The 24417-nt window shown below is 55.7% G+C and carries 20 protein-coding genes; 9 read left to right on the top strand and 11 right to left on the bottom strand.

Features of this window, described 5'->3' with window-relative positions; genetic code table 11:
* Positions 1 to 29: 29 nt before the first annotated feature.
* A complete protein-coding gene (locus RSDT_RS06050; protein WP_145954820.1) occupies positions 30 to 1688 on the top strand; it encodes a glycosyltransferase in 1659 nt (552 codons plus the stop codon).
* Positions 1689 to 1720: 32 nt separating this feature from the next.
* Entirely contained in the window at positions 1721 to 2458 is a 738-nt protein-coding gene (locus tag RSDT_RS06045; protein ID WP_096400014.1) for a cytidylyltransferase domain-containing protein, read from the top strand.
* On the opposite strand, the gene RSDT_RS06040 is transcribed toward RSDT_RS06045, so the two are convergent.
* From RSDT_RS06040 to RSDT_RS06010, 7 genes are all read right to left on the bottom strand, one after another.
* Positions 2427 to 4385, bottom strand: coding sequence for an ABC-F family ATP-binding cassette domain-containing protein (locus tag RSDT_RS06040; RefSeq protein WP_096400012.1), 1959 nt, complete (start codon positions 4383 to 4385; stop codon positions 2427 to 2429). The genes RSDT_RS06045 and RSDT_RS06040 overlap by 32 nt on opposite strands.
* Positions 4382 to 5425 (bottom strand): NAD-dependent epimerase/dehydratase family protein, encoded by a 1044-nt coding sequence (locus RSDT_RS06035; RefSeq protein ID WP_096400010.1) that lies wholly within the window; start codon positions 5423 to 5425, stop codon positions 4382 to 4384. The genes RSDT_RS06040 and RSDT_RS06035 overlap by 4 nt, the downstream gene beginning before the upstream one ends.
* 33 nt (positions 5426 to 5458) lie before the next feature.
* On the bottom strand, positions 5459 to 6586 hold the full coding sequence (locus RSDT_RS06030) for a PI-PLC domain-containing protein (RefSeq protein WP_096400008.1): 1128 nt from the start codon (positions 6584 to 6586) through the stop codon (positions 5459 to 5461).
* The gene (locus tag RSDT_RS06025; protein ID WP_096400006.1) at positions 6583 to 7542 is read right to left on the bottom strand and encodes a dihydroorotate dehydrogenase; all 960 of its coding nucleotides are present in this window, start codon (positions 7540 to 7542) and stop codon (positions 6583 to 6585) included. The genes RSDT_RS06030 and RSDT_RS06025 overlap by 4 nt, the downstream gene beginning before the upstream one ends.
* Before the next feature lie 5 nt (positions 7543 to 7547).
* On the bottom strand, positions 7548 to 8366 hold the full coding sequence (locus RSDT_RS06020; protein WP_096400597.1) for an iron-sulfur cluster-binding protein: 819 nt from the start codon (positions 8364 to 8366) through the stop codon (positions 7548 to 7550).
* Between the two features lie 90 nt (positions 8367 to 8456).
* Complete coding sequence (gene tadA / locus RSDT_RS06015; RefSeq protein WP_331712856.1) at positions 8457 to 8975, bottom strand: tRNA adenosine(34) deaminase TadA; 519 nt, start codon at positions 8973 to 8975, stop codon at positions 8457 to 8459.
* A gap of 21 nt (positions 8976 to 8996) precedes the next feature.
* Positions 8997 to 9707, bottom strand: coding sequence for an LOG family protein (locus tag RSDT_RS06010; protein ID WP_096400004.1), 711 nt, complete (start codon positions 9705 to 9707; stop codon positions 8997 to 8999).
* 63 nt (positions 9708 to 9770) lie between these two features.
* Here RSDT_RS06010 and rsmD point away from each other — a divergent pair, with 63 nt between their 5' ends.
* From rsmD to RSDT_RS05975, 7 genes are all read left to right on the top strand, one after another.
* Positions 9771 to 10415: a 16S rRNA (guanine(966)-N(2))-methyltransferase RsmD gene (rsmD, locus tag RSDT_RS06005; RefSeq protein WP_331712855.1), complete on the top strand. Its 645-nt coding sequence runs from the start codon at positions 9771 to 9773 to the stop codon at positions 10413 to 10415.
* Entirely contained in the window at positions 10412 to 10951 is a 540-nt protein-coding gene (gene coaD / locus RSDT_RS06000) for a pantetheine-phosphate adenylyltransferase (RefSeq protein ID WP_096400002.1), read from the top strand. Before rsmD ends, coaD begins: the two co-directional genes overlap by 4 nt.
* Entirely contained in the window at positions 10948 to 11889 is a 942-nt protein-coding gene (miaA, locus tag RSDT_RS05995) for a tRNA (adenosine(37)-N6)-dimethylallyltransferase MiaA (RefSeq protein WP_172414421.1), read from the top strand. Before coaD ends, miaA begins: the two co-directional genes overlap by 4 nt.
* Positions 11886 to 12065 (top strand): hypothetical protein, encoded by a 180-nt coding sequence (locus RSDT_RS05990; RefSeq protein WP_096400000.1) that lies wholly within the window; start codon positions 11886 to 11888, stop codon positions 12063 to 12065. The genes miaA and RSDT_RS05990 overlap by 4 nt, the downstream gene beginning before the upstream one ends.
* 17 nt (positions 12066 to 12082) lie before the next feature.
* Positions 12083 to 12895 (top strand): menaquinone biosynthetic enzyme MqnA/MqnD family protein, encoded by an 813-nt coding sequence (locus RSDT_RS05985; RefSeq protein WP_096400589.1) that lies wholly within the window; start codon positions 12083 to 12085, stop codon positions 12893 to 12895.
* Between the two features lie 309 nt (positions 12896 to 13204).
* Positions 13205 to 14353 carry a glycosyltransferase family 4 protein gene (locus RSDT_RS05980; protein WP_096399998.1) on the top strand — a complete coding sequence of 383 codons (1149 nt, stop codon included), beginning with the start codon at positions 13205 to 13207 and terminating at the stop codon, positions 14351 to 14353.
* Positions 14354 to 15636: 1283 nt separating this feature from the next.
* Entirely contained in the window at positions 15637 to 16512 is an 876-nt protein-coding gene (locus tag RSDT_RS05975) for a hypothetical protein (RefSeq protein ID WP_145954819.1), read from the top strand.
* A 722-nt stretch (positions 16513 to 17234) separates the two neighbouring features.
* Here RSDT_RS05975 and RSDT_RS05970 read toward each other — a convergent pair.
* Genes RSDT_RS05970 through RSDT_RS05955 form a run of 4 tightly spaced genes read right to left on the bottom strand, consistent with a single transcriptional unit; the run spans position 17235 to position 24353 of the window.
* Positions 17235 to 18641, bottom strand: a complete 1407-nt coding sequence (locus tag RSDT_RS05970; RefSeq protein WP_096399994.1) for a lipopolysaccharide biosynthesis protein — start codon at positions 18639 to 18641, stop codon at positions 17235 to 17237.
* Between the two features lie 9 nt (positions 18642 to 18650).
* A complete protein-coding gene (locus RSDT_RS05965; RefSeq protein ID WP_096399992.1) occupies positions 18651 to 19565 on the bottom strand; it encodes an HlyD family secretion protein in 915 nt (304 codons plus the stop codon).
* Positions 19565 to 21031: a TolC family protein gene (locus tag RSDT_RS05960; protein ID WP_096400587.1), complete on the bottom strand. Its 1467-nt coding sequence runs from the start codon at positions 21029 to 21031 to the stop codon at positions 19565 to 19567. Before RSDT_RS05960 ends, RSDT_RS05965 begins: the two co-directional genes overlap by 1 nt.
* A 4-nt stretch (positions 21032 to 21035) precedes the next feature.
* Positions 21036 to 24353, bottom strand: a complete 3318-nt coding sequence (locus RSDT_RS05955) for an acyltransferase domain-containing protein (RefSeq protein WP_096399990.1) — start codon at positions 24351 to 24353, stop codon at positions 21036 to 21038.
* Positions 24354 to 24417 lie beyond the last annotated feature (64 nt).

Below are 24417 nucleotides of genomic sequence, written 5' to 3'. Positions count from 1 at the left end.
ATTGCTTATCTCCTCCCCCGCGACGAATTATGGCAGATCAGACCGCGGCTGAAGGCGCTGTATTTGTGAAAAAATGTTGTATAGTCATTCCGGCCGTGAAAAAAAACGCGGTCATTCCGGACCAGCTTGTCAAACGGCTTGCCGGCGTCATGCTGATTGACCGCGCCATACACACCGCGCGCGCCGTGGCGGCCGGAGGGGATGTTTTTGTTGTCACGGACAGTCAGGAGATAGCGCTTGTCTGTGAACGCTCGGGTGTTGAATGCCGTCGCAACAGCGCTCTGCGTTTCACCAGCCTGGACATAGTGGCTGAACTGCGCGACGCGCTCGCTGAGCTGGCCGAACATTACGAACACTGTCTTATTTTACGCGCCTCCTGTCCCCTGCTGACCTGGGTGGATGTGGAAGACGCATGGAAACAGTACTGTGAGGCGCAGGCCGACAGCCTTGTTACGGTCAAAAGCGTGCGGCAGCGTATATGGAATGTGCGCGGCGGCAGCCTGGAGAGTCTGCTCGACGACGGCATCGGCGAAGAGCAGGTTCTGGTGGAAAGCCGAGCGCTGATCATTGTGCGCCTCAACCTGCTGCAAGGCGGCGGAACTGGCCACCCCAGGATTATTCCTTACTTTCTCAATGAACGGGCCATTGAGATTCAGAGTTACCAGGACTGGTGGATATGCGAACGCCTGCTGTTGCGGCGGCATCTGGTGTTTGTGGTTGCGGGATATCCGGCCATCGGCATGGGGCATGTTTTTCGCGCGCTTATGCTGGCCCATGAGATAAGCAGCCACAAGATATCCTTTGTCTGCACACGCGGAAGCGAGCTCGCCGTGGAAAGTATTGCCCGCAAGGATTACCGCATTGTGCGTCAGGGCCGGGAGCCTCTGGTCGACACGGTGCTTGCGCTGCGGCCTGATATGGTGATCAACGACATATTGAATACTGATGCGCCGTATATGGGGCGGCTTGCCTCAGCCGGCGTGTGCTGCGTTAATTTTGAAGACGAGGGACCCGGCGCCGATATGGCGAATCTTGTTGTCAACGCGCTCTATGAAAGCGCCGGGAGCACAGAGCGTCTGCGTTGCGGACCGGACTATTTTTGTCTGCGGGATGAATTTGTGGGCGCCTGTCGCAATGTGCTGCGGCAGCAGGTTAAAACCGTGCTCATCACGTTTGGCGGCACAGACTTCAGAGATTTTTCGCGCCGTGTGCTTAGTGTTATTGAGCCGGTCTGCCGGGCGTACAATATAGCCATCCGCCTTGTGGCCGGGCCGGGGTACGCTCACAAGGAGGCTATGGAATCCCATTTGCGGGAGCTTGCCAACCCTCTTGTGGAATTTACCTGGGACACCAATGTGATGAGCCGGATGATGGAAGGAGCGGATCTGGCCGTCTGTTCCGCCGGACGCACCGTGTACGAGCTGGCGCACATGCGCGTGCCGGCCATGGTGGTGGCCCATCACGAACGCGAAGTCGGCCACGCCTTTGCCCGGCCGCGCAACGGTTTTGCTTTTCTTGGCATTATGGACAGCATCAGCGACGCTAAAATCCGCAATGTGTTTCTGGCCATGCTGAAATACAAAAGGAGGGCGCGTTTTTTTGAACGTCAGTCACGGCGCGATTTTACCGGCAACAAGGCGCGTGTCATTGCTCTTATGATGCATGCCGCCGGATTGGCGGATAAATAGCCCTGTTGCCGGCACTGCCGGAGGATATCGTCATGCCGACAGGCAAAATTGTGGCTGTTGTTCAGGCCCGCTTGGGCTCCGGCCGTTTGCCCATGAAATCTCTGCTCTGCCTGCGGGGTCTGCCGCTTGTTGACTGGGTGACGCGCCGCTTGGGGCGCGCCAAAAATCTGGATCAGATTATGGTGGCCGTGCCGGATACTGAACGTGACGAGCCGCTGCTCGACCATTTACGGCGGCACGAGGTGCCCTGTTTTGCCGGACCTGAAGATGATGTGCTTGCCCGTCTTGTTCTGGCGGCCAAGGCCGCGGACGCGGATTTGGTAGTGCGTGTGTGCGCGGATAATCCACTGATATGGGGAGAGGCCGTTGACCGTCTGATTGAACACTATGGTCGCGTCGACTGCGACTATGCCTATAACCACATCCCCCGCGACAACCGCTGGCCGGACGGTCTGGGGGCTGAAGTCGTTTCCCGCGAGCTTTTGGAAGAGATGGACGAACGGGCCGACAAACCCTCACAGCGCGAACACTGCCTGAATTACATTTGGGACAATGCGGCCGTGTATCGCATTTCCACCTTTGATCCTGCCGAGTCTTGGCTCTGCCGCCCGGATCTCAAGCTGGATGTGGATCGGCCGGAGGATTTCCGTCGTCTGGCGCTTCTGCCCCTTGAGTACGACATGGACGCCCGCGCCATTGTACGGGTTTTTGACGACCCGCAAAACAGGAAGTCTGATTTCAGAGCGTTTCCTGCTGATATTTTGCCTTGACCGCAGCTATTTTTTCTTCCTGGCTGGTCATGTTTTCCAGAATGTCCCCGCTTTGCCGCTGTACCTCTTCAAAACGTGTGAGCAGGTCGGCTGATCGCGTGTGATCGGCATATACAGCCGGGTCGGCCAGCAGGTTTTCCACTTCGCTTTGTTCTGCAATCACGCGGGCCAGCAGTGCTTCGAGTTCTTCATAGCGATCTTGCAGGGGTTTGATCTCTTTGTGCAGCGCGTTGCGTTTGCCGGCCGCCTCGCGTTTGAGGCGCTTTTGTCCCTCCCATGAGAACGCCGGAGCTGATTTGCCGTCGGTTTGCGGCATGGCCCGCACAGTCTGGCGAGCCCGTCGCGCTTCGTCGTAGGCGGCAAAATCGTTGTGCCGGGCAATGCCGTTTCTGTCCAGTTCCCATACTTCGGCGCCCACCTGCGAGAGCAGGTATCGGTCATGGGCCACCATGAGGAGCGTGCCGGTATATTTTTGCAGGGCATTTATCAGAGCCTCACGGCTTTCCAGATCCAGGTGATTTGTGGGTTCGTCCAAAAGCAGCGTGTTGCAGCGTTTCAAAAAAAGGCTTGCCAGCACGAGGTGGCTTTTTTCGCCACCGGAAAGGGCGCTGATCTGACGGTCAAAGTATTCCTGCCCGAGCAGAAAGAGCCCGAGCACGCTCATCAATTCTTCCTCGGTTGTGTGCGGGTCTGAGAGCCGGCGTATTTCACAGAGCACGGTTGTGTCCGGCCGCAGTGTTTCCATCTGGTGCTGGGTGTAATAGCCAAGGCGTATCTGCGAGGCGGAAACAAGATTGCCACCGCTGCGCTTGTGAACGCCTGCCAGCAGTTTGAGCAGCGTGGATTTGCCGCAGCCGTTGTGGCCCACCAGCGCCGCGCGCTGGCCGCGGTACAACGTAAATGTGAGCGGCGGCCAGAGTTTTTTGCCGTCAGCAAAATGAAAAGCCATGTCCACGGCGGCCAGCACAATTTTTTCGGAATGCGGCGCCTCGGGCCAGGCAAAATTGAGTTCCTTGCGTTTGGGTTCAGGGCGCAAATCTTCCAGTTTTTTTTCCAGCTTTTTTGCCGTCTTCTGTCGCGATCCGGCCTGACGGGCCTTGGATGTCTTGGCCCTGAAGCGATCTACGAACGCCATTTTGCGGGCTATTTCATTTTGCAGGGCGCGGGCTTCGCGTTCGCGCTGCATGTTGTATTCTTCCTGAACGGCAAGGAATCCGGTATAGTTTGTTTTGCGAAAAACGGGGCGGGAAAGGCCCAGATAAAGAATGTGCGTTCCCGCCTTGTCCATGAAAACGCGGTCATGGGCCACAAAAACAAGCGCGCCCTTGAAATCCAGCAGAAAAGTTTCGAGCCACTCCACGGCGTCCATATCCAGATGGTTGGTAGGTTCGTCCAATAAAAGCACGTCAGATCCTGCCGTGAGCACACGCGCCAGTTTGGCGCGCTCCCGCCAGCCGCCGGAAAGGCTGCGCAAGGAGTGCGCCCATTTGTTTTCAGCAAAACCTAGGCCGGAGAGCACGGCTTTGGCGCGGTGTTCAGGGTTATAGCCGTACAGTGTCTCCATCTCTGTCTGGCGGTGCATGAGTGTGGCAAGGCGCTCGTCGTCCTTGTTGTCGGCAGCGGTTTTCCATTCTTTCCAGAAATTGTTCCAGTCGTGCAGAACATTCAGCACATAGCCGAGCAGTGGCTCGTCCAGGATCTCTGCCGTAAATTTTTGCTCCACATAGCCCAAACGGCAGTTTTTTGGCAGAACAACCCTGCCTCCGTCAGGCGATTCCGCTCCGGCGATAAGGCGCAGCAGGGTGGTTTTGCCCGTGCCGTTTGGCCCGCAGACGCACAGCCGGACGCCGAAATCCACCTCAAGGGAAAAGGAGCTGAAAATATCCTTGCCGTTGAAGGCTTTTGAAAGTTCCTGAATGCTGATCATAAAAATCCTTCGCGCAGATAACCTTCTACGGTTTCCGCCAGACCTTCGGTCAAGCTGACCGCCGGCGTCCAGCCGAGTTCTGTTTGTATGCGGGAGGAGTCGCACAGCCAGCCAGCCTGCTTCGCCTCACGGTATTTGTCGAAATTCCAGACAGGGGCGCGGTCTTGCGGGTCTGTCAATCTGACGTGTATACAGCCGAAGGCGGTGGAAAGCGCGGCAGTGGCGGCCATGATGGGCAGGGGCATGCGCAGCACGCGCACAGTGCCGGGCTTGCCGGTTATATCCCTCAACGCCCGGCCCACAGATATGCAGAATTCGGCCATAGTGTGCCGCGCGCCGTCATTGACGTGGTAGACGCCGTTGGCCTGTGCCGCGCAGCAGCACAGAACGGCTTTTGCCATGTCTTTGGCGTGCACAACGGAGACGGGAAAAGTCCGGAATGCGCCGGGACTGACGGCAATACCCTTGGCGGCGCCTTTGAAGACAGGCAAAAGGCCTTTGTCGCCCGAGCCGTAAATGATCGGCGGGCGCAATACAACAAGGCGGTCGTCGAGCGCCAGCCCGAGCGTCTGCTCCGCCATGAGTTTTGACCAGCCGTAAGCGGAGACTGGCGCGGGCGGAGTTGCGTCCGTCACGCCGGGAGCGAGGCCGCAGGGACCTGTGGCCGCAAGGCTTGAGACAAGAACAACTCGTTCCGGCCGCTTGTTCCCTGTTGACCGGCGGCCCAGCGCTTTGGCAAAGACTGAGGCGGCAAGGGCGTTGGCCCGCAGATAGTCCTGCCAGCCAAGGCCGAAGAGCAGGGCCGCCAAGTGGACGACCACATCCTGTTCTTCAAGGGCTTCAGCCAGCCCGGTGCCGCTTTGAAGATCAGCCTGGACCGCGGCAACGCCCCGCGGCAGATGCCCTGTGCGGGAAGACGCCCGTGTAAGGCAGGTGACGCGTGCGCCGGCAGCCTGAAGCAAGGGCAAAAGATGACGGCCCATAAAACCTGTTCCGCCGGTAACGAGCACGTTTTTGCCGGCCAGATGATCATTGTTCATGGCGATGTTCCAGAAAAATTTCCCCGCGTCGGCTTATGCGATTTCTCGCCGGTAAATGCGGTAGCGTTTTGTGATTATACCGGAAAAATCTTCAAGCAGGTCATTGATGGCCGTATTGTCCTCCAGCACCCAGGAGCCTTCCACCCATTGAAAGTCCGGATTTTCGCGGGCTTTTTCCAGCATGTAATCCAGAAGCAGCAAGGGCAGGCCAAGCAGGCGGAATTCCTTTTTGACGCCGAAAAGAATTATTCTGTACCCGCTGCGGATCTGCTCCCTTGTTCGCCACCAATGCCAAGGCGTGGCGACGCCCAGCCTGCCGTTCAGGCGTTTGAGCAGGGGGTTCATGTCCGGCAGCGCCACCATGCCGGCGGCCGGTTCGTCGTTATGGAAAAAGAGGACGAAAAATTCCGGATTCAGTATCTCCTTGAGTTCCTTGACATGCTGCCCGGCTTCGGCTTCGGAAAGAGGCGAAAAGCCCCAGTTGTCTGCCCAGGATTCGCGGTAGAGGTCAAGCATGATGCGTATGTCCGCGGCAAGGGTCGCTTTTGAGGACGAGCGGCGTGTGAAGCGCGCCTCGGCTTTGATGCGGGTTATTTCATCCCGCAGCCGATCCTGCAGAGAAAATCGCGTGCGCTCAATAAGCCAGGCAAATAAATCCTGTTCTTTGCGCAAAAGCCATGTCTCCAGCATTTCGGCATACCGGGGCGGGTTCCAAGGCATCATGATTGTCGGGGCTTTTTCAAAGCCGTCCACCAGCAGGCCGCAGGTGTAGTTTGTGGAGGGGTTCAGCGGACCGCGCATGAAGGCCATGCCCGCGCGGGCAAGGCTGCCGCGCGCTGTTTCCAGCAGAGCATGGGCGGCCTGTCCGTCGTTTTCGCATTCGAAAAAGCCGAAAGCCCCGCACTGCTCTCCGGCAAAGTCGTTGTATTTTTTATCCACAATGGCAGCTATTCGTCCCACGGGTCGTCCGGTGCGCAACGCCAGAAAAAGCTCCCTGTCTGCAAAATTCCAAAAGGGATGTGCGCCCGGCGTTAAAAGCGCACGCTCCTGATTTTTAAGGGGCGGCACCCACAGCGGGTCAGCCGCGTGGACAGCAAAGGGCAGGTTGATAAAACTTGTGAATTCCTGTTTGGAACATACCGGAATAATTGATAGCGTCATGCCATTGCCGGGTGTTTGCGTTGTAGGGCTGACCCGTTTTGCAAGGTTCCGCGCAGTTCTTCCATACTTTTGACGCCGATTTTTTCGCAGGCTGCCGGCAGTTGTGCCGCCACAGTAAAGGCGCAGTCCGGGCGCATAAAATTGCCGCTGCCTATCTGTACTGCGTGCGCGCCCGCCAGGATGAACTCCAGCGCGTCGTGGGCGTTCACAATGCCGCCTACGCCGACAACGGGAATACGCACGGCCCGCGCGACCTGCCAGACGCAGCGCAATGCCACAGGCTTGATGGCCGGGCCAGAAAGACCGCCCAGCACATTGGCGAGCTTTGGGCGGCGCAAGCGCAGGTCAACAGCCATGCCGAGCAGGGTATTGATGCACGAAACGCTGTCCGCACCCGCGTCTTCCGCGCTTTTCGCCATGAGCGCTATGTCCGTGACGTTCGGCGAGAGTTTGACCATAACATGCTTGCGCGGCGCGGCCTTGCGCACAGCGCTCGTGACGGCGGCGGTAAGCACCGGATCTTGGCCGAAAAGCACGCCGCCTTTGGCGACATTGGGGCAGGAGACATTGATTTCCAGGGCGGCCACACCGTCTTCCACGTTCAGGCGGGCGGCAAGATCGGCAAATTCATCCGTGGATGCGGCATAGATATTGGCAATAATCGGCGTATCCCGCCAGGGCAGGGACGGCAGTTTGTGCGCGCAAAAGTCTTCCACGCCATCGTTTTGCAGCCCTACCGCATTGAGCATGCCGGCTGCTGTTTCCACAACGCGCGGGCAGGGGTTGCCTTCACGCGGGAGCAGCGAAATGCCCTTCACCACAATGCCGCCCAGACTTTTCAGATCGCCGTAGGGCGCAAATTCCAGCCCGCAGCCGAATGTGCCGGACGCCGTGAGCACCGGGTTTTTGAGGGCAAGATCGTGAGTTTGCCCGCGCAGGGTGACTGAGATATCCATAAATTTTACAATTTTACCTGATCAGCCCAGAATACAGGCCCCTGACGGCAAGCCTGCACAAGACCGCCGCGTTTTTCCGGAGTCGGCCAGGCGTCGCTTGTTCTGGTCATACATCCAAGACACGCCCCCACACCGCAGGCCATGGTGTTCTCAAGCAAAATCTGCGTGCGCGCCTTGAGTTCCCTGGCGAAGTTGCGCACAGTTTGCAAAAAGGGCAGCGGACCGCAGGCCAGCACAAGGCCGTTTTGTTCCGCGCAGTCACGCATGCGTTCGTTCAAGGTGAAGATAAAATTGTCCAGTTCTCCGGGCGTTGTTTCGCGCAGGCTGTCCAGCGGTATGTATTCGTGGATGTTGTCAACAGGGTAGCATTTCAACGGTTCGCGATGACCAAAAAGCATGCTTGTATTCCACGGTTTGGGATGCGCATTGACATAGCCCACAAAGGGCACAATTCCCATGCCTCCGGCGAGCAACAGGGTCTGGCTGTCCGGTTCCACGGCGAAGCCGTTGCCGAGCGGGCCCCATACGTTCACCTCGTCGCCGTGTTTCAGCTGGGCCATGCGCCGCGTGCCGCGTCCGCAAACCTGAAAAAAACATATCAGGCAACGGGCAGTCGTATGACAGATGCTGAAGGGTCTTGCCCAAGGCAGTTCAAGCCCGAAAGCGGCGGGCCGCAACATAAGAAACTGGCCGGGCCGCCAGTTTTTCCAGCTGGGACGGGGCAGGCGCAGGGCAAAAAAGCGGTATTCGCCCTCCGGGCCGGCAGGGCCGAAGGGCGTCACCTCCAGCGCGGGAAGACGGCTCAATATGGGCTTGATTTGCATGCATGCAGTATATATGGGGCTTTGTCCTTCGGTCAACAGAGGTTCTGCGTCACGCAGGTCGCAAGCCCGGCGTACCCGGCACATCGTCATTTATCCGGCCGCGCGCCGCGCGGCAAAAAAATCCCGCAGAAGGTCGGCGCAGGCCTGCGCCCGTATGCCGCCCATATGCCAGACTTTGTGGTTGCAGAAGGGAACATCCAGGTATTCCGCGCGGGAAATCACGGCGCCGGCCTGCGCGTCCGCCGCGCCGAAAACAAGCCCGCCCACCCGCGCGTGCACAAGCGCCGCCGCGCACATGGGGCAGGGCTCCAGCGTGACAATGAGGGTACAGTTGTTCAGGCGGTAATTGTGAAGCCTTGCCCCGGCCGCGCGTAACGCCAGTATTTCCGCGTGGGCCGTGGGGTCGTGCAGGCGTATGGGCGCGTTATGGGCCTGTGCGAGAACATGTCCTTCCGGGCCGGCCAGCAGGGCGCCCACAGGCGTTTCGCCGGCGCTGGCGCCTTTACGGGCAAGCGCGAGGGCCATGTCCATAAGCCCTTCCCACGTGCGCCCGGCAGGCGGGGCGGGCACCGGCCCGGACGGTTCAAAAACGTGCGGCAAGGCTGTCACAACCAGCCATGCGGGCTTGGTTTATATACAATCAGACGATACATGCAGAGAGGTTTCGGTTTGTCTACACGAAATGATTTTGCGCAGATGGCTGATCACGTCTTCCGGCGTGTCGCAAACGGTGACGAGTTTGCTGATTTCCGTTTCACGAATAAAGCCGACGTCTTTCATGGATGTGCGCATCCATTCGAGTAGGCCGCTCCAGAAGCTGGAGTCGTACAGGATGATGGGGATCGGCCGGGTGCGTCCTGTCTGCGCCGGCACAAATGCATCGGAGAACTCGTCAATGGTGCCCATGCCGCCGGGCATGACGATGTAGGCCATGGCGTATTTCAGGAACATGAACTTGCGGATGAAAAAGTAGCGAAAATCACAGCGGGTTTTCACATAGTTGTTGCAGTTCTGTTCATGCTGCAGATGGATGTGCAGTCCGACGGATTCGCCCCCTGCCTCGCACGCGCCTTTGTTTGCCGCTTCCATGATCCCGGGGCCGCCGCCGGTGATGACGCCGAATCCCGCGCCCGCCAGCAGGCGTGCGATTTTTTCGGCGTCCTGATATTGAATGCTGTCCGGAGCGGCGCGGGCCGAGCCGAAAATGGAAATACAGTTGACATTCAGGGCGTTGAGCGTGTCCAGCGCCTGCACCATTTCCGACATGATCCGGAATGTGCGCCATGATTCGGTCGTCACGGAAGTCAGATCATCCACAATATTCTGTCGCAGTTCAGGCATGGTTTCTCCACGGCACGACGTTCTCAGCGGTGCAAAAAAATGGCGACGATGACGGCAGTATATGTGCGTCGCAACGCGAAGGCAACTTGGGTCTTGCGCCGGTGTCTGATGACGGGCATACTGGACGCGGACATATACAACTGTAGTGGAATCTTCGTGCGCATTATTGCAGGAACCCTGGGCGGACGCAGACTTAATACCGTGAGCGGGGAGGGTTTTCGCCCTGCCATGGGCAGAACGCGCGAAGCACTGTTCTCCATGCTCACAGCACGGGGCATTGACTGGCAGACAACGCGCGCGCTGGATATTTTTGCCGGCAGCGGCAGTCTGGCCTTTGAGGCCGTGAGCCGCGGCGCGCCACGCGCGCTTTTTGTTGAAAACGCGGTCCATGCCGTGCGCTGTCTGCGTGAGAATGTCGCGGCATTGGGGGTTCACGCGCAAACGCGCGTTGTGTGCGCAAACGCGTTGCATTTTTTGCAACGTCCTGCGACGGAAACCTTTGATCTGGTTTTTTTGGATCCGCCGTACGGCAAAAATTTGCTTGCGCCGTCGTTGACGGCTTTGCTTGAAAATGCCTGGCTGGCCTCTGGGGCCTTTGTTACGGCGGAAATTGAAAAAAAGGCCGTGTTTGAACTGCCTGCTCCGCTCACGCTGTCGGCAGAGCGTTTTTTCGGCAGAACCCGTATCTGTATCTGGATGTCGCCATGAAAACAGTTCTTTATCCCGGCACGTTTGATCCTCTGACAAACGGCCATTTAAGCCTGATCCGGCGCGCCGGCGACGTTTTTGATCAGGTTATTGTGGCGGTGGCGGACAATACGCCCAAGCTGCCGCTTTTCAGTCATGAAGAGCGTGTGGAGATGGCCCGCGAAGCCCTGAAAAACAAAAGACGCGTCATTGTGGAGCCGTTTTCCGGTCTTACTGTGGAATACGCGGCAAGACGCGGGGCCTGCGCTCTGGTGCGCGGTTTGCGCGCTGTTTCCGATTTTGAGTATGAATTTCAGCTTGCCCTGATGAATCGTCGTTTGCAGCGCCGCATCCAGACGGTTTTTTTGATGACGGACTATCAGTGGCTGTTCATCAGCTCCACTATTGTCAAGGCGGCGGCCAGCCAGGGCGCGGATGTCACAGGCATTGTGCCGGACAATGTGCGGTTGAAACTGATGGAAAAATACGAGAAGGGCGAAGTGCGGCAAGGTACGCCCTGCCTTGGGCCTTCTTATGGCGGATTTCGCGTTTCGTGACGGAACGAGATGCCCTTGCCGTCGTTTGTCTGGCCGGGCCGACAGGGTCGGGCAAAACCGCGATGGCCCTTACTCTCGCTGAGGCGTTCAACGGTGAAGTGATCAACGCCGACTCCCGCCAGGTCTATGCCGATTTTCCGATTGTCACGGCGCAGCCTGCGCCGGAAGAACGCGTCCGTTGCCCCCATCATCTTTATGGTTTTTTGCCTACAGACCGTAAAATTAGCGCCGGGCAATGGGCGCGGGAAGCGTTTGAAAAAGTGCGCGGCGTCCTCGCGCGCGGCAAAACTCCTTTGCTGGTCGGCGGCACCGGCCTGTATTTTCAGGCGATTTTGCGCGGCATCGCCGCCGTGCCGCCTGTGGATGCGGCCGTGAGCGCGGAGCTTGCTGATCGTCTGGAAAAAGAGGGTTCGATCGTTCTGCATACGGAACTTTGCCGCGCCGATCCAAGGTATGCCGCGCGTATTCACCCCAACGACAAACAGCGCATTCTGCGCGCGCTGGAAGTCCTGCGCTCCACCGGTCGGCCTTTCAGCTGGTGGCACGTCCACGCCATGGCGTCCCCGATGTGCCGGGGGCCGTTGCTTGTGCTGAATGCGGCTCTGTCTGTCCTGACGCCGCGCCTGGCCCGCCGTATTGATCAAATGCTCGCTGCGGGCGCGCTTGACGAGGCAATGCATGCCTTTGAACGTTGCGATAATCCCGGTGCTCCCGGATGGTCCGGCATCGGCGCGGCAGAGAGCCTTTCGCATATTATGGGGTATACCAGCCTTGAGGAATGCCGCAGGCTTTGGCTGCAAAATACGCGCGCCTACGCTAAACGCCAGTTGACTTGGTTCCGCGCGCGGGCGCAGGCGCGCTTCATCGCTCCGGACGATGCCGCAGCCGCCCTGCATCTTGTTGCGCGGTTCCGCGAAGGGGAAAAATTAAAAAGATGACGGTACATACAGCGCGGCGCATTCTCGCTGCGGATATCGGCGGAACCAGTTGCCGTTTTGCCGCCTTTACGCTTGAAGACGGGCGTCTCGCGCTTCTGCATTGTTTTTTGACGGGCGGGCGTCTTTTCGCGTATGAAGCGCGCGCGGGCCTGGAACTGCTGCGGGGGGAGGCGTGAATTCTGCCGCATTGCGCATGGGCCGCATAGGCTACCTCAACGTGCTGCCCATTTATCATCCTTTGGAAGCGGGCATTCTGCCGCACAATTTTGAAATTGTTTCCGGACCTCCGGCGTTACTCAACGACATGATGGCCAGGGGCGAGCTGCATGTGTCTTCGTGTTCCTGTTTTGAATACGCATGCAGGCCGGACCGCTATTATCTCGTGAATGATCTTGCCATCGGCTCGCGCGGCCCTGTCATGAGCGTGCTGCTGCTTTCGCACCTGCCCGTTGAGCACCTGGACGGGCGCGAGATTCTGATCAGCGGCGAAACCCACACGTCTGTGGCCCTCCTGCGTCTGCTTATGCGCTTTCGCTATCATCTTGACGTCACGTTTTCCACAGGGTCCGTCGCGCAGGCCCTGCGCTCGGCCGAGCCGCCCGTGGCCTTTCTTGCCATCGGCGACGAGGCCCTGCGTCTGCGCAATCATCCCGACTATCCCTGCCGTGTGGATATGGCCGAAGCTTGGCGGGAATGGACGGACCTGCCCTTCATTTTTGGGCTGTGGGTGATCAGCCGCGACGCTGTGGAAAAAAAGCTTTTCGCAGACGATCCCGGCGCATTGCTGCGCCGCGCGCGGGACTGGGGCATGGCGCACATGGACGTGATTCTGAACCTCACCGGCTACGGCTGCCCGCTTTCCCGCGAGGAGCTGCTCGTCTATTACCGCAACGGCCTTGTGTACAGCCTCGGCGAGGAAGAACAACAGGGTTTGCGCCTGTTTTATGACAAGCTCGCGCAGGCCGGCATGATCCCCTCCGCGCCCGGTCTGCGTTTTTATTCATAGCGCCCGCGTTTTTCGTTTGCCGCGCGAACGGCGAGCTTGAAAGGGCAAAAAACAGGTGTCAAAAATAATTGACACACCTGCCTAGTTCGATATTATCTGTCGCGATACACGCGGGGTATTCAATCGGGGTATTCAATTGATTATTGTTCTTGTATATTTTTCAGGTAGATCGGGCTGTTCCCGCTACCGGATGGGTGTCTGTGTGCTCTGCGTCTGGCAGGCGCTAATAATCTGTCAAAAACCTTCATGCCTCCGGCGTGCTCCCCGGCGAGATTGTGAACGCCATGCTGCTGGAGGCGGGGTAGGCCTATGACGTTGCGCCCTCTGCTTCGTTTTGTCTGGTACAGCCTGCCGCCTGTTCTGCGCGCCTGCCTTTCCGTGGAACTGTTCCGTTTATTGCTGCACAGGAACAAGTCGGGCAATGCACAGGCGGCAGGCCCGACGTATGTTGTCGGTTTTTTTACCGCGCCCACAGGATTGGGCCAGTCCGCGCGGCTGTATTTTCAGGAATTGCGGCAACATGGCCGTGTCGTGCATGCTGTGGACGTGACGCGTCTGCTGCCGCTTGCTTCGGTACAGGGCCTGTTGCCGGAAGGCGCGTTGCCGCTTTTGGCCCTGAATCGCTATGCAGGGCCGGGCGTTGTGGTCATCCACGCTAATCCGCCGGTCTTTATGTTTGTGTTGTGGGCTGTGCGCAAGTTCCTGCCCGGCAAGCGCGTTGTCGCTTATTGGGCGTGGGAGCTTGAAGACATTCCCGCGTTCTGGACGCGCTGTCTTGACTGGCTGGATGAAGTGCAGGTTCCCAGTAATTTTGTTGCAAACGCCGTGCGCAAGTACACGACAAAGTCTGTGTTTGTGCACCCGCATGCAGTGCTGGCTGTTTTACGCGGCAGAAGCTCTAAAGAACAGCCCTTCACCGTGCTGTACTGTTTTGACTGCTGCAGCAACTTTGCCCGGAAAAACCCGCTTGCTGTCATTGCCGCGTTCAAAGAGGCATTTGGTGACTCGCCGGACGCGCACCTTGTGCTGAAAGCCAGCAATATAGAAGTGAATCAGGATGCCTGGCGTCAACTGCAGGCCGCCGCCGATGCTCCCAACATCCGCTTTTGTCTTGGTCGGTTGAACGAACAGGGCATGGCTGACCTCTATGCCGGAGCGGATGTCTATATTTCTTTGCACCGTTCAGAAGGCTATGGCCTGACCATACAGGAGGCCATGCTGCACGGCCTGCCCGTGATAGCCACCGGATGGTCCGGCAATATGGATTTTATGTCCTATTGTCATTCACGCGAAAGCGGGAATCCGGAAAATATTTCGCCGTGCCGTGCCGTGCCGTATACGCTTGTGCCGGTCAATGATCCGCAAGCTACGTACACCATGCCCGGCGTGCGCTGGGCCGAGCCGGATGTGGGAGCGGTGGCTGGTATCTTGCGGGAGATAAGGAAAGCGCTGAAATAGATTAATTGTAAAGTTGGATAGGTTGATAACTAATGGATAATTTATATAATAATTTTGCAGCTCGTTTTCGAGGTTCTCGTGCACTAATCATAAGATAGGCTTAAAATCTATTTGCTTTTTATTTTAGACCTTAAAAAATTTTACCCGAGTGCGCCTGCGCTGGATTTTGGCTGTGGTCGCGGTGAATGATTGTCATTATTGGATTCAATAGATTTTGAAGCACACGGTATTGTGATGTATCAGTAGACTCTGAAGCGTACCATATTTGTTCATCTATAGAAAAGAGTGATGCAGTTTCGTATATTAAGAAATGTCATAATGAGAGTTTGAGCCTTATTACTGCATAAACCAATCCCTCCAGTTCTGCTATCATATTTTGTTCATACCAACGTGTTTGAAAGAGTAAAGACATTACGACTCAACGAAGAAAAACAAAATGCTTTGTAGTTTTCCATTTTAAATATTTTAACTGCTGCAAGCCCGGATTACGCCGCGGTTGCGCAGAAAAATTCCAGCATAGGGGGTAACATACTGATGTGGCTTTTTCAAAGTCTTACGGTATAAGTATGCGGCAACTGGCTGAGCAGTATGATAATTTGTTAAAGGTCATGTTGTTATCCCGTGAAGAAGCAGTTTTTGAAAAAAAGAAATTATCTTTGTTATGTATTTTTCGTAAAATCAAATCTAATTTACATATGATACTGAGGCGAATTCTTTTAATATTTTTAAATTTTCTAAGATAAAAAATGTTACTGAAATACTGTGTAAATTATTGTATAGACTATGTACTTTATTTGAAAATAATTTTGAGAGAGAAGATTCTTAAACAAGATTGTTTGCATGAAAAAATGATTTCTGATTGTGAATATCGTATTTATTCTGCACTTTCTAAGGCATGTAAAATGACACTATATAAAGGCAATAAATAATGTGTATTGTTATAGCAGCATGCTCAGATTGAAAGTGAAAATCGTGAGATTATCTGTTATAACATGCTACTATTACAGTCTATTATCAGAAATAAAGGTAAGTATGATATTTTTCTTGCTTTAGACAGTAATTTTTTAAATTCCATTGCTTATATTCGTAAGATTTTTCGCGAAGTTTTGCCGCCTGAAAATATTCGTGTTTATGTCATACACTTCCTTAGGATATGCACCAGCAAAACAGCAATATTGGGAAATAAAAGGGCGTGTGCATGAGGCTTTTTATTGTCTTTCAGGCCAGATTTTCTTCTCAGGTTCCCCCTTTTTGTTGATGGGATAGATGATCAGGATTTTGCCTTGAGCATTTTTGACACATCTGTACCAACAGTTGCAGTACTTAATGACTTATTTGATGTGCTCACACTGGATAATTGTTCTCAAGAGAGCAGTCGTTGTGCCAAAGAGCTTGATTTTTATAAAAGAAGTCGTTTTATTTTGACAAGCTCTGAGAGATTGCGACAAGATGTTTTTAAAAAAGTGTCTCTAGATGATACTAGAGTATTCGCTATTTCCACAATATGGCCCAGCGGGGCTCTGTCTGAGTTATCTGAAGATATTAATTATGTGAAAGAATTTGATTGGGATACAGCTGCTCAAAATACGCTAGAAATTCTGGAGAATCTATTGGGCACTTCACAATCGTCGAAGAGCTGTAATCAGCAGCGATGTTATCTGAACAACGAAGTTATTGTCGCAGATTTGATACAAAATGTAGCACGTATTTCTGGTGGCGATATTTCTGAGAGTGAAATGCGAACATTTTCAAAGTTGATTGTCAAAAATTTTGCTCCTAGGAATATTAAGAAAAAAATAATATTAGATATATCTATATTGCATCTAAACGACGATAGAACAGGTATTCAGAGAGTCAATAGAGCATTATTGGTGTCTTTATTATGTAGACATAATAAAGATTATGATATTATACTAGTATATTTTGATTTTATTAAAAAACAATATTATTTACCATTTGAATTTTATTATAAAATTTCTGGTAAATTTTCCTCTCTTGATTTCAAAGATATAGAAGTGAATTATTATCTAGGTGATATTTATGTTGGATTAGATATTTTGTTAGATGATATTGATATTTATGATAGTATGTATCGTGAAATGCAGTGTAATGGTGTTACAATTAATTATTTTCTGCATAATTTTTCTGTATTTTTATAAAAGGAATATTCCTTGAAATTTTTGTTAACTATTTCAAAAAATTGATTAATTTAATAATAAAAGGTGACTGTATTATTTGTCTTTCGCAGACAATTGTAGATAATTTTAGATCTTATGTAAAAGAAAATACACCATCACAGCTTGATAATTTAAAAATTTGATATTCTCATAACGGAGCAGATATAGAAATTTATCTCCATCTACAGGCTTTCCACATGATGTAGAATCCGTATTAACGTCAATTGGGCGCATCCCATCTTTTCTAGTGGTTGGTACTCTTGCACCACGGAAAGGATATGTTCAGACCTTAGCTACTTTTGAAAGATTGTGGAGTCAGGGGGTGGATATAAATCTTGTCATTGTTGGAAAAGACGGCTGGATGGTTGATGACTTGTTGAAAAAAATGGAATGTCATTCGGAAGTTGGTAAACATTTATTCCTGTTGCGACGTAACCGATGGATACTTGGATAAAATTTACGCATCCTGCGCATGCCTGATTGCTGCGAATGAAGGGGAGGGATGTAGAAGCAGCCAAACATAGAAGCTTTGGCTCAGTTTTTATAGGCATAGTGAACATCCTAAAACAGACAATATGCCTTGGTTAACTTGGGAGGAAAGTGCAAATAATTTGTTAAAAATTTTGATATCTGATCAGGAATAATTTTGATTTAGGCACTATGTGGACTGCTCCCCGCCATGCCGCGCAAGTTTTTCTGACCGTTCAGGCAGCCTCCTTTTCAAAGGGCGGCGGAGGCCGCCAGAACCACAGCAGAGCCAGCAGCGGCGCAAGGCCGGCCAGTTCAGCGGCCTCACGCGGCAGAACAAGGCCGGTTCCCCACCACAGGACGACGCCTGACACGGCTGCAGCGAGCATAAGAACCCACTGGGCGAGCCGCATGGGCCGGATGGTCCACTGAAAAAAGCTGACCGTCAGCAACGCAACCCAAACTTTTGTCACAGTTAAGGAAAGAGCCGCGCCTTTCAGCGGCATGGCCGGAATAAGCGTGCAGCAACAGATGATGTTGACAGCCATGCCGCTCAAATAAAAAAAGAGCAGCAGCACATGGCGGCGCATGCCTATCATGGCGTACGCCGCCAGATTGTGCAGAAATGCTGTGGCGAGACAGGGCGTCAGCAGGCGTTGCGCCGTTACGGCGCCGCTGTAATCCTGCCCGTAGATAAAAGGCAGAAGTCGATCGCTCTCAACACAGATCACAAAAATCATGGGCAGAGAAGCCGCCCAGAGAGAACGTGCCGTCTGACCTGACAAACGGCAAAACGCAGCGTGGTCCTCCTTCCACAATTTTGTCAGAAGCGGAAAAATCACTTTGCCCAGCAAAGCGCTTGTCAGCAGAACGGTCAGTCCTTCCACCATTTCCCAGGCCACGCTGTAGCTGCCGACGGCCGTGTCGCCGCCGTACCGCTTGAGAAAAAAGACGTTAAGCTTGTTATAGAACATGGCGCAGATGGTCATGCAGGTAAATACAAGACCGCTCTTCATCTGGTGGACAAGATCCATCATGTCCGCAAAACCTATGCGGGCCAAGGGGTTGCGCCCGAGGGCAAGCGCGGCGGACGCCATGCAAAGCAGAGACTCCACAACCTTGTACAGGGCTATGCACGCCGGCGGTGCATTGAGCAGAACGCAGACAATGCCGTACCCGATTCCGACCAGTGCCGTCGGCGCGCGCACGCGCATTTCCATGTCCTGCCGACCGCGGGCCTGACAGAGCGCGAAAAAAGACTCGCTCACGCCGTCAAGGCCAAAGCCCGCGGCGATGCACAGGACAATGAAACGCAGTTCCGGCGTGTAGCCCTGCGCGTCGGTCACAGCCCACGCGATGTACAGGGCCACCAGCAGAAGACAGAGCTTAAGCCATGTCACTTCCCCGAGCAGGGCACGGGGGCGGCTTTCGCGACGGGCAAAGGAGGAAAGGAGAAAATCGTTCAAGCCCACGTCAGCCGCTGTCTTGACAAGATAGCCGTACGAAAGGGCCAGCATGATCTGTCCGAGCATGTCCTTGCTGTGACGGGCCAGCAGAATGGTAAAAACGGTCCATGCAATATCGCGCGCCCATTGCGCGCAGACAACATAGCCGAGACGCCGCGGCAGGCTTTTCAGCTTCATCGCGGCGGGTTACCTTCTCCCGCCGAAATGCACCACGGCCTTGAAGCCGGGCTTGAGGTCCAGATCGGGATTGGACACGCTGAGCTCCACCATGTAATACGATGGATTTGACACATTCATGTCGGTGGAAACCCAGGAGATTTCATTGACAGCGGCCGCGAATTTTTTATTGTCCAGTGACGGAATTTTCACTGTCGCATTGTCGCCCACCTTGATACCGGCTATTTCAGCCTCATACACATGCACCTGAATCAGCATAGGATCCAGCCGGCCCACGTGAACGGGAGCGGCGCCCGCGTTCAACAGCACGCCCGGGTTCAGCGTGCCCTCCAATGCAAGCACATGGCCATTGATCGGCGAAGTGAGAACAAGCGAAGCCGGCAATTGCTCGCCTTCCCTGACGGGCACGCCGTAATAGCCCTCCAGCTCTTTCAGGCGCGCGGCAAAATTGCTTTCTTTCTTGCGAATGGTGCTGCGCAGCAGTGCAATGCGCTGCTGAAGGGAGCGCACGTCGTCTTCCAGTCTCGCCGAGGCCAGCTTGGAACCCAGGCCCGAATTCGCCAGATGGCGCGCCTTGTTGCGCTGTACTGTCATTTCCGCAAGGCGGCGTTCCATCTCCAGCACCTGACTTCCGGTTTCCTCGGTGCCCGCGCCGATTGTGATCTCGCGCTGCAAAACGCGTTCAGCCTCTTCCTGCAGATGATAGCGCAGCAAAGGCGCGCTCTGTTCCACAACGTCGCCGGGATTGACCAGCACATCGTCCACAATGGCGTTAAACGGCATGGGCACGGCTCGTGTCACGGTGGTCACGGCCTTGCCGGAAAGAATGACGGATGCGGGCTCCGCCGCGCTGCACATCGTTGCAGACGCCGGGAAAAGGCAAAAAAACAAGAGCGGCAAAACAGCAGGCAAAGCGTGCGGCATTACAGGACCTCTCTGGCCGGCAGACCCAAAAAACGCTCCTGAAGCAGATTGGCGACATACATCCATTCCAGTGTGGCCAGCTTGTATTTCAGTTCCACTTCAATCAGGGCGATGCGCGCCTTTACCATATCTTCATGGCGGTCGGCGACGGCGGGCAGTTGTTCCGTTCCCTCAGAAAAGGCGATATTTACTTCCTTGTACTGCAGTTCTGCTGTGTCAAAACGTGTTTTTGCCAGCTTGAATTCTGTTTTTGCCAGCGTGACATTCTGATCCGCCTGCAGCCATTCGTTGGAATAATGCGTCCGTTTGCGCGACAGCTCATGAAAGGCCTGCGCCTTGCTCATACGGGCCGTCTGCACGTCCCGATAACGGTGACCCCAGTCAAGCAGTGGAAAATCAAAAGTAAAATGCAAAAACATGTCTTCGGTGCCGCCGGTCGGCTGGTACTGGCCCGCAGGCGGATATTTGCTGATATCCAGACGCATGAGGGGAAGATACTGCGCCCAGGCCACAACAATGTTGTAGTCCCCCAGCTTGACCTGAGCGCGCAGCAAAAGTTCGTCTTCGCACGTGGGCCAGCGTTCTTCCCATGTCAGCTTGCGGCCGTCAAAGCCGGCCAGTATACCGTCAACGCTATCGGTATCCACCTGCAAACGCTGCTGCGGCTCAACGCCGACAAGAATTTTAAGCTGTGTGCGCTGCATTGTCTCCTGCATGACGGACTGCTCCACTATAAGCCCCAGTTCACGCTCATGCTGCTTTGCCAGATTGAGCGAAACGCCCTGACGGCCTTCCACAGACTCCACCTGCTGCCAGTAGGTGATCAGCTTCCTGCCCAGCGGCAAAAGTTTTTTTTGCGCATTCACAATCTGCTGCCTGGCCTGAAGCTGCAGATAAGCCTGGCCTATTTTGTAAATCGCCTCGCCTACGGCCTTGCGGTGCATGGCTATAGCTAGATTGACCATGATTTTTTGCGTCTGGTGTTCAAAATATGTAGCCACAGGGTTGGGAAAGGCGGCATAAAAACCGAGATCAAATTTTGTCTGGCCGTAATCGCCCGGCGTGTCTGTTGTGTTTGTATTGTACTGTGTCAGATTGTTGGAAACCCTGATCGTCATGCGCGGCTCCGGCAGGTATCTCCAGACGGCGTCTGTCAGCGCCACGCGCTTGATTTCAAGGTTCACCGCGCTGTTGACCAGCATAGGCGACTGCTGGATGGACAAAAATACGCAGTCGTCGAAACCGAATATCTTGTCCGGGTCATAGAGATTGGGAACAGCGGCTTCGAGCTTGGCCTTGTTTTCCACCGGCACGCCGGGGGCTTCGTCCAGCCAGTGCCGGGCGGGAAGTTCCGGAGATTTGCTGCCGGCCTTGTTGGAAGCGCACGCGGGAAGCAACGGCAAAAGACACATGAACATCGCCGTCAACAAGCGTGCCTGCCGTGTTGTTAGTGTGGGTCGCGCCATCTGGTTACCTGTCATTGTTGTTAAAATTGCTGGAAAATTCCAGATGGAGCATCGTGGCGAGCACATGCCCTCGCGCGTCAGTCACCTGAGCGTCAAAGCGCAAAAGGGAGGCTTCCTCCCACGATTTGCGCAGCTGCACGAGCCGCCTGCCGTGCAGCTGCCCCAAGGCACTGAAAAGGATGAGTCCGGCCGCGTTCAAACGCCACAGCCGCAGAACCGTTGCGATTTCTGCAGAAGATGCGTGCAGTGCGCCGCCGCGCGAGGCGACAGCCAGCCACGCAGTCTGCACAATCCCTTCCACAATACACAGAATTTCACTATAGCGACTATTTCCTTTTTGAGCAATGCCTTCTTCTGCGGCGGGCATGACTGCCTGATACATATCGTCGGGCAGTGCGGCAAAAGCCGTGATCAGACGCCAGTGCGCGCCAAGACCCATGGCGTCGTAGCACGTTGCGGGCACAGCGTGTTCCACCATGTCTGCTGCGCCGGGCGCATCCCAGATCGGCGTGGTTGCGGCCGGCACCGGCGACATGAGCGCCATGCCGCTGATCACCTCTGCGTTTTTGTCGGCGCGGCGGCCGTTGGCCGTCAGGCAGCGCACGGAAAGAACGGCGCGGCACATGCGTGTCATGACCCTGTCGTGCAGCATCCAAGGCTGCGCTTTCACGGCAAGGCGGCATTCACGGGTGACCCCGGGGGGCAGGAGCGGCGCGTCAAAAAAACGCATGTCGGAAAGCCCTGAAACCGTCAACCAAGGGAAAAGCAGCCCAGCTCCTTCCACAATCGCCTGCATTGCGCGGCTTGCGGGAACACAGGACATGCCCGTGTTCATGGCATGTTGCGGCGTCAGGCAGGTTGAGAGCCTAGGATCGGCAAAACGGGAAAAATGACAGGAGCCGTCGAGGGTATTGACGGAAGGAGGCCACAGGGGGCGCGGATTGGGAAAAATGAGGGAAGAAACTTCCGGACGCTCAACAAACCCGCGCCGGGGCGGAGCGTCGTCGTCAAAAACGCCTTGACGCGCCCACAGCACGTTTTCTTCCGTGCCCCGCAACACCTCCCAAGCCAGCATGTCCCCAAGTTCGTGCAGGCCGACCGGCCCGCCGTCGTCCGCCAGACGGACAATGCGCGGCACAGCCCCTCCAGCGCGCGCCGAAGCCGCGGTAATCTGTCCGAACCGCGCTGCGGTCGGAACGGATAACGCGGACAAGGGAGTCCTGCGGAAATGTAGGATATAGCGCAGACCGGCATGTGCAGCCGGACAACGGCATGCTTCAAACAGGGCCATGTCGTGGCTTTCTTCAAGCGCGGCATCCAGAGCTGGGACAAACAGCAGGCCGTCCACCCGCCCCTCGTCTGCGGCAAGCGCTTCAACGGCGATGCGCACGGCCCCCACATCAGGCGGCGCTGCCCCGTCAAACGGCAGGGCCGCAAGGCGCGAGCCTGCTTTGGCAAGCGGCGCGCACGCGTCCAGCATGTCGCCGGGCACGGCAAGCACACAGCCAAGAGGCGCAAGACCGCTCAAAAGCCGCGGCAGCATTGTCCTGTCAAACACGCAGCAGGCCAGCACATCGCCGCGGCGCAGCGGCGCGCCCTCGCCGCAGGGGTCAGGCGGGAGAAAAACCGGAGAGGCCGACGGCATTTCATCCGCGTTTTGTTCGCCTGTCCTCAGCGCATAGCGGCACAGAGCCGGTACGGTTCGTTTCCGCACCGCGCCGCGTTCTTCGTCCGCAGTGTCTGTTTTGTCCGGCGCGCTTCTTGACGCGTCTGTCTCCCACAGCGCGCGCGCAAGATCTCCCACTGTCGCAACGCCGAGGAGACGTTCAAAATGAACGCGCAGACACAAGTTGTCTTCAATTTCCTGAATCAACAGCGGAAAGCGGCTTGAGCGCAACGCGAGATCATAGCGCAGATCCGTTTCAGGCTTGATTGTTTCCGCCGGACGCCCGCTTGCCTGCGCCAGAATGTCCGTCAGCCGGCGCAGCCGCTCCGCGGGCAGGGCCGGCGCTGTGTCTGCAGCGCATATTGCCGCTTTTTGCGGCGTTGCGTCAAAAGAGAGAGCGTCAGTCTGCGCAACAGCAGGCCCGGCGTTTCCCGCTCTGACGTCGGCGCAGGCACGCACGGCGGCGTGCGGCAGAAAACCCAGGGCATACAGCCGGGCACACGCCTGCCGCATTTGCTCTGTTTCCTTGCCCTTGCGCGTTACGGGCAGACAAAACGCGCCCGGCTCAATATCCGTCGTCAGGCTGCAGAGCGTGTCCTGCGGCCCAAGTTCCACAAAATGGCGTATCCCTCCCTGATCCCGCATGCGGCGCACGCATTCTGTCCATCGCACGGCATTTTCATCAAGGTCGGTGATAAAGCGGCAGACATCGGGCTGATCTTCGGGGTATGGGCCGGCCGTGACATTGCTGAGCATTTTCAGTCGCGGCGCGCGCATTTCCAGGGCATTGAGACGGCGCAAAGAGAGGTCGCGCAGAACGCGCATGGCGGGATGGTGGTAGGCCAGACCGACGTTGAGCATAATAGACGGAATACGCCGCTTCCGCAGGCTCCTGCGGGCTTCCGAGAGCGCTTCGCGCGGTCCGCTGATAATGAACTGCCGCGGCGTATTGTAGTTGGAAACGACAAGCGCGGGCCAGAAGCCACGTATCTCGTCAATCACGTCGGCTTCGGCGTGCACCGCCATCATGCCGTTTTTACGTGTTGAAGCGGCTTCCAGTTCGGCCATATGCCTGGCGCGCGTGTCCAGTATGTACCACGCCACTTCCGGCTCATAGACGCCCGCAAAACACAGCGCGATCAGCTCCCCGAGGCTGTGCCCGCACATAAGGGCCGGCCGCAGCCCCAAAGAGGCCAACTGGCTCCACTGCGCGTATTCCAGCAAAAAAAGATAGGGCTGCTGCCAACGGGTAAGGCTTATTTTTTCCGCGTCGCGCTCGTCCATCAGCGAGAGCACGTCCCAGTCGGCCACTGCAGCGATGTGATCCATCGCCTCTCTGGCAGCCGGAAAATTGTCGTACAGTTCACGCCCCATGTGCGGCCACGCGCTGCCGAGGCCGCAGCACATCACCGCCGCAGCCGGCGTAGCAGCCTGCGCAAGCCACAGCCCATGCGTCTCCAGCGCGCTGACGCTCTCCTGCCCGGGGTTCACCCCCAACACCGTCAGCGCCTCGCGCCAGCGCGGGGTCACGCTGCCGAGCCGCCAACGCCGGCCCGCATGAGGCAAATCTACATAGCGCACGCCGTCAAGCGCCAGTTCTTCCGGCGCGTGCACGCCGCCGGCCGCAACGGATGTATCTTTGACGATATCTGACATAGCGTAGATTATTCATGAAAACAGAAGCCGAAGCGATCCTGCGCAAAAATCGCAGACAATTTTT

This window comes from Candidatus Desulfovibrio trichonymphae, assembly GCF_002355955.1.
GTDB classification, from domain to species: domain Bacteria; phylum Desulfobacterota; class Desulfovibrionia; order Desulfovibrionales; family Desulfovibrionaceae; genus Desulfovibrio; species Desulfovibrio trichonymphae.
The sequence above is the reverse complement of the archived record's forward strand: the minus strand, read 5'-3'. Positions and strand labels throughout refer to the sequence as shown.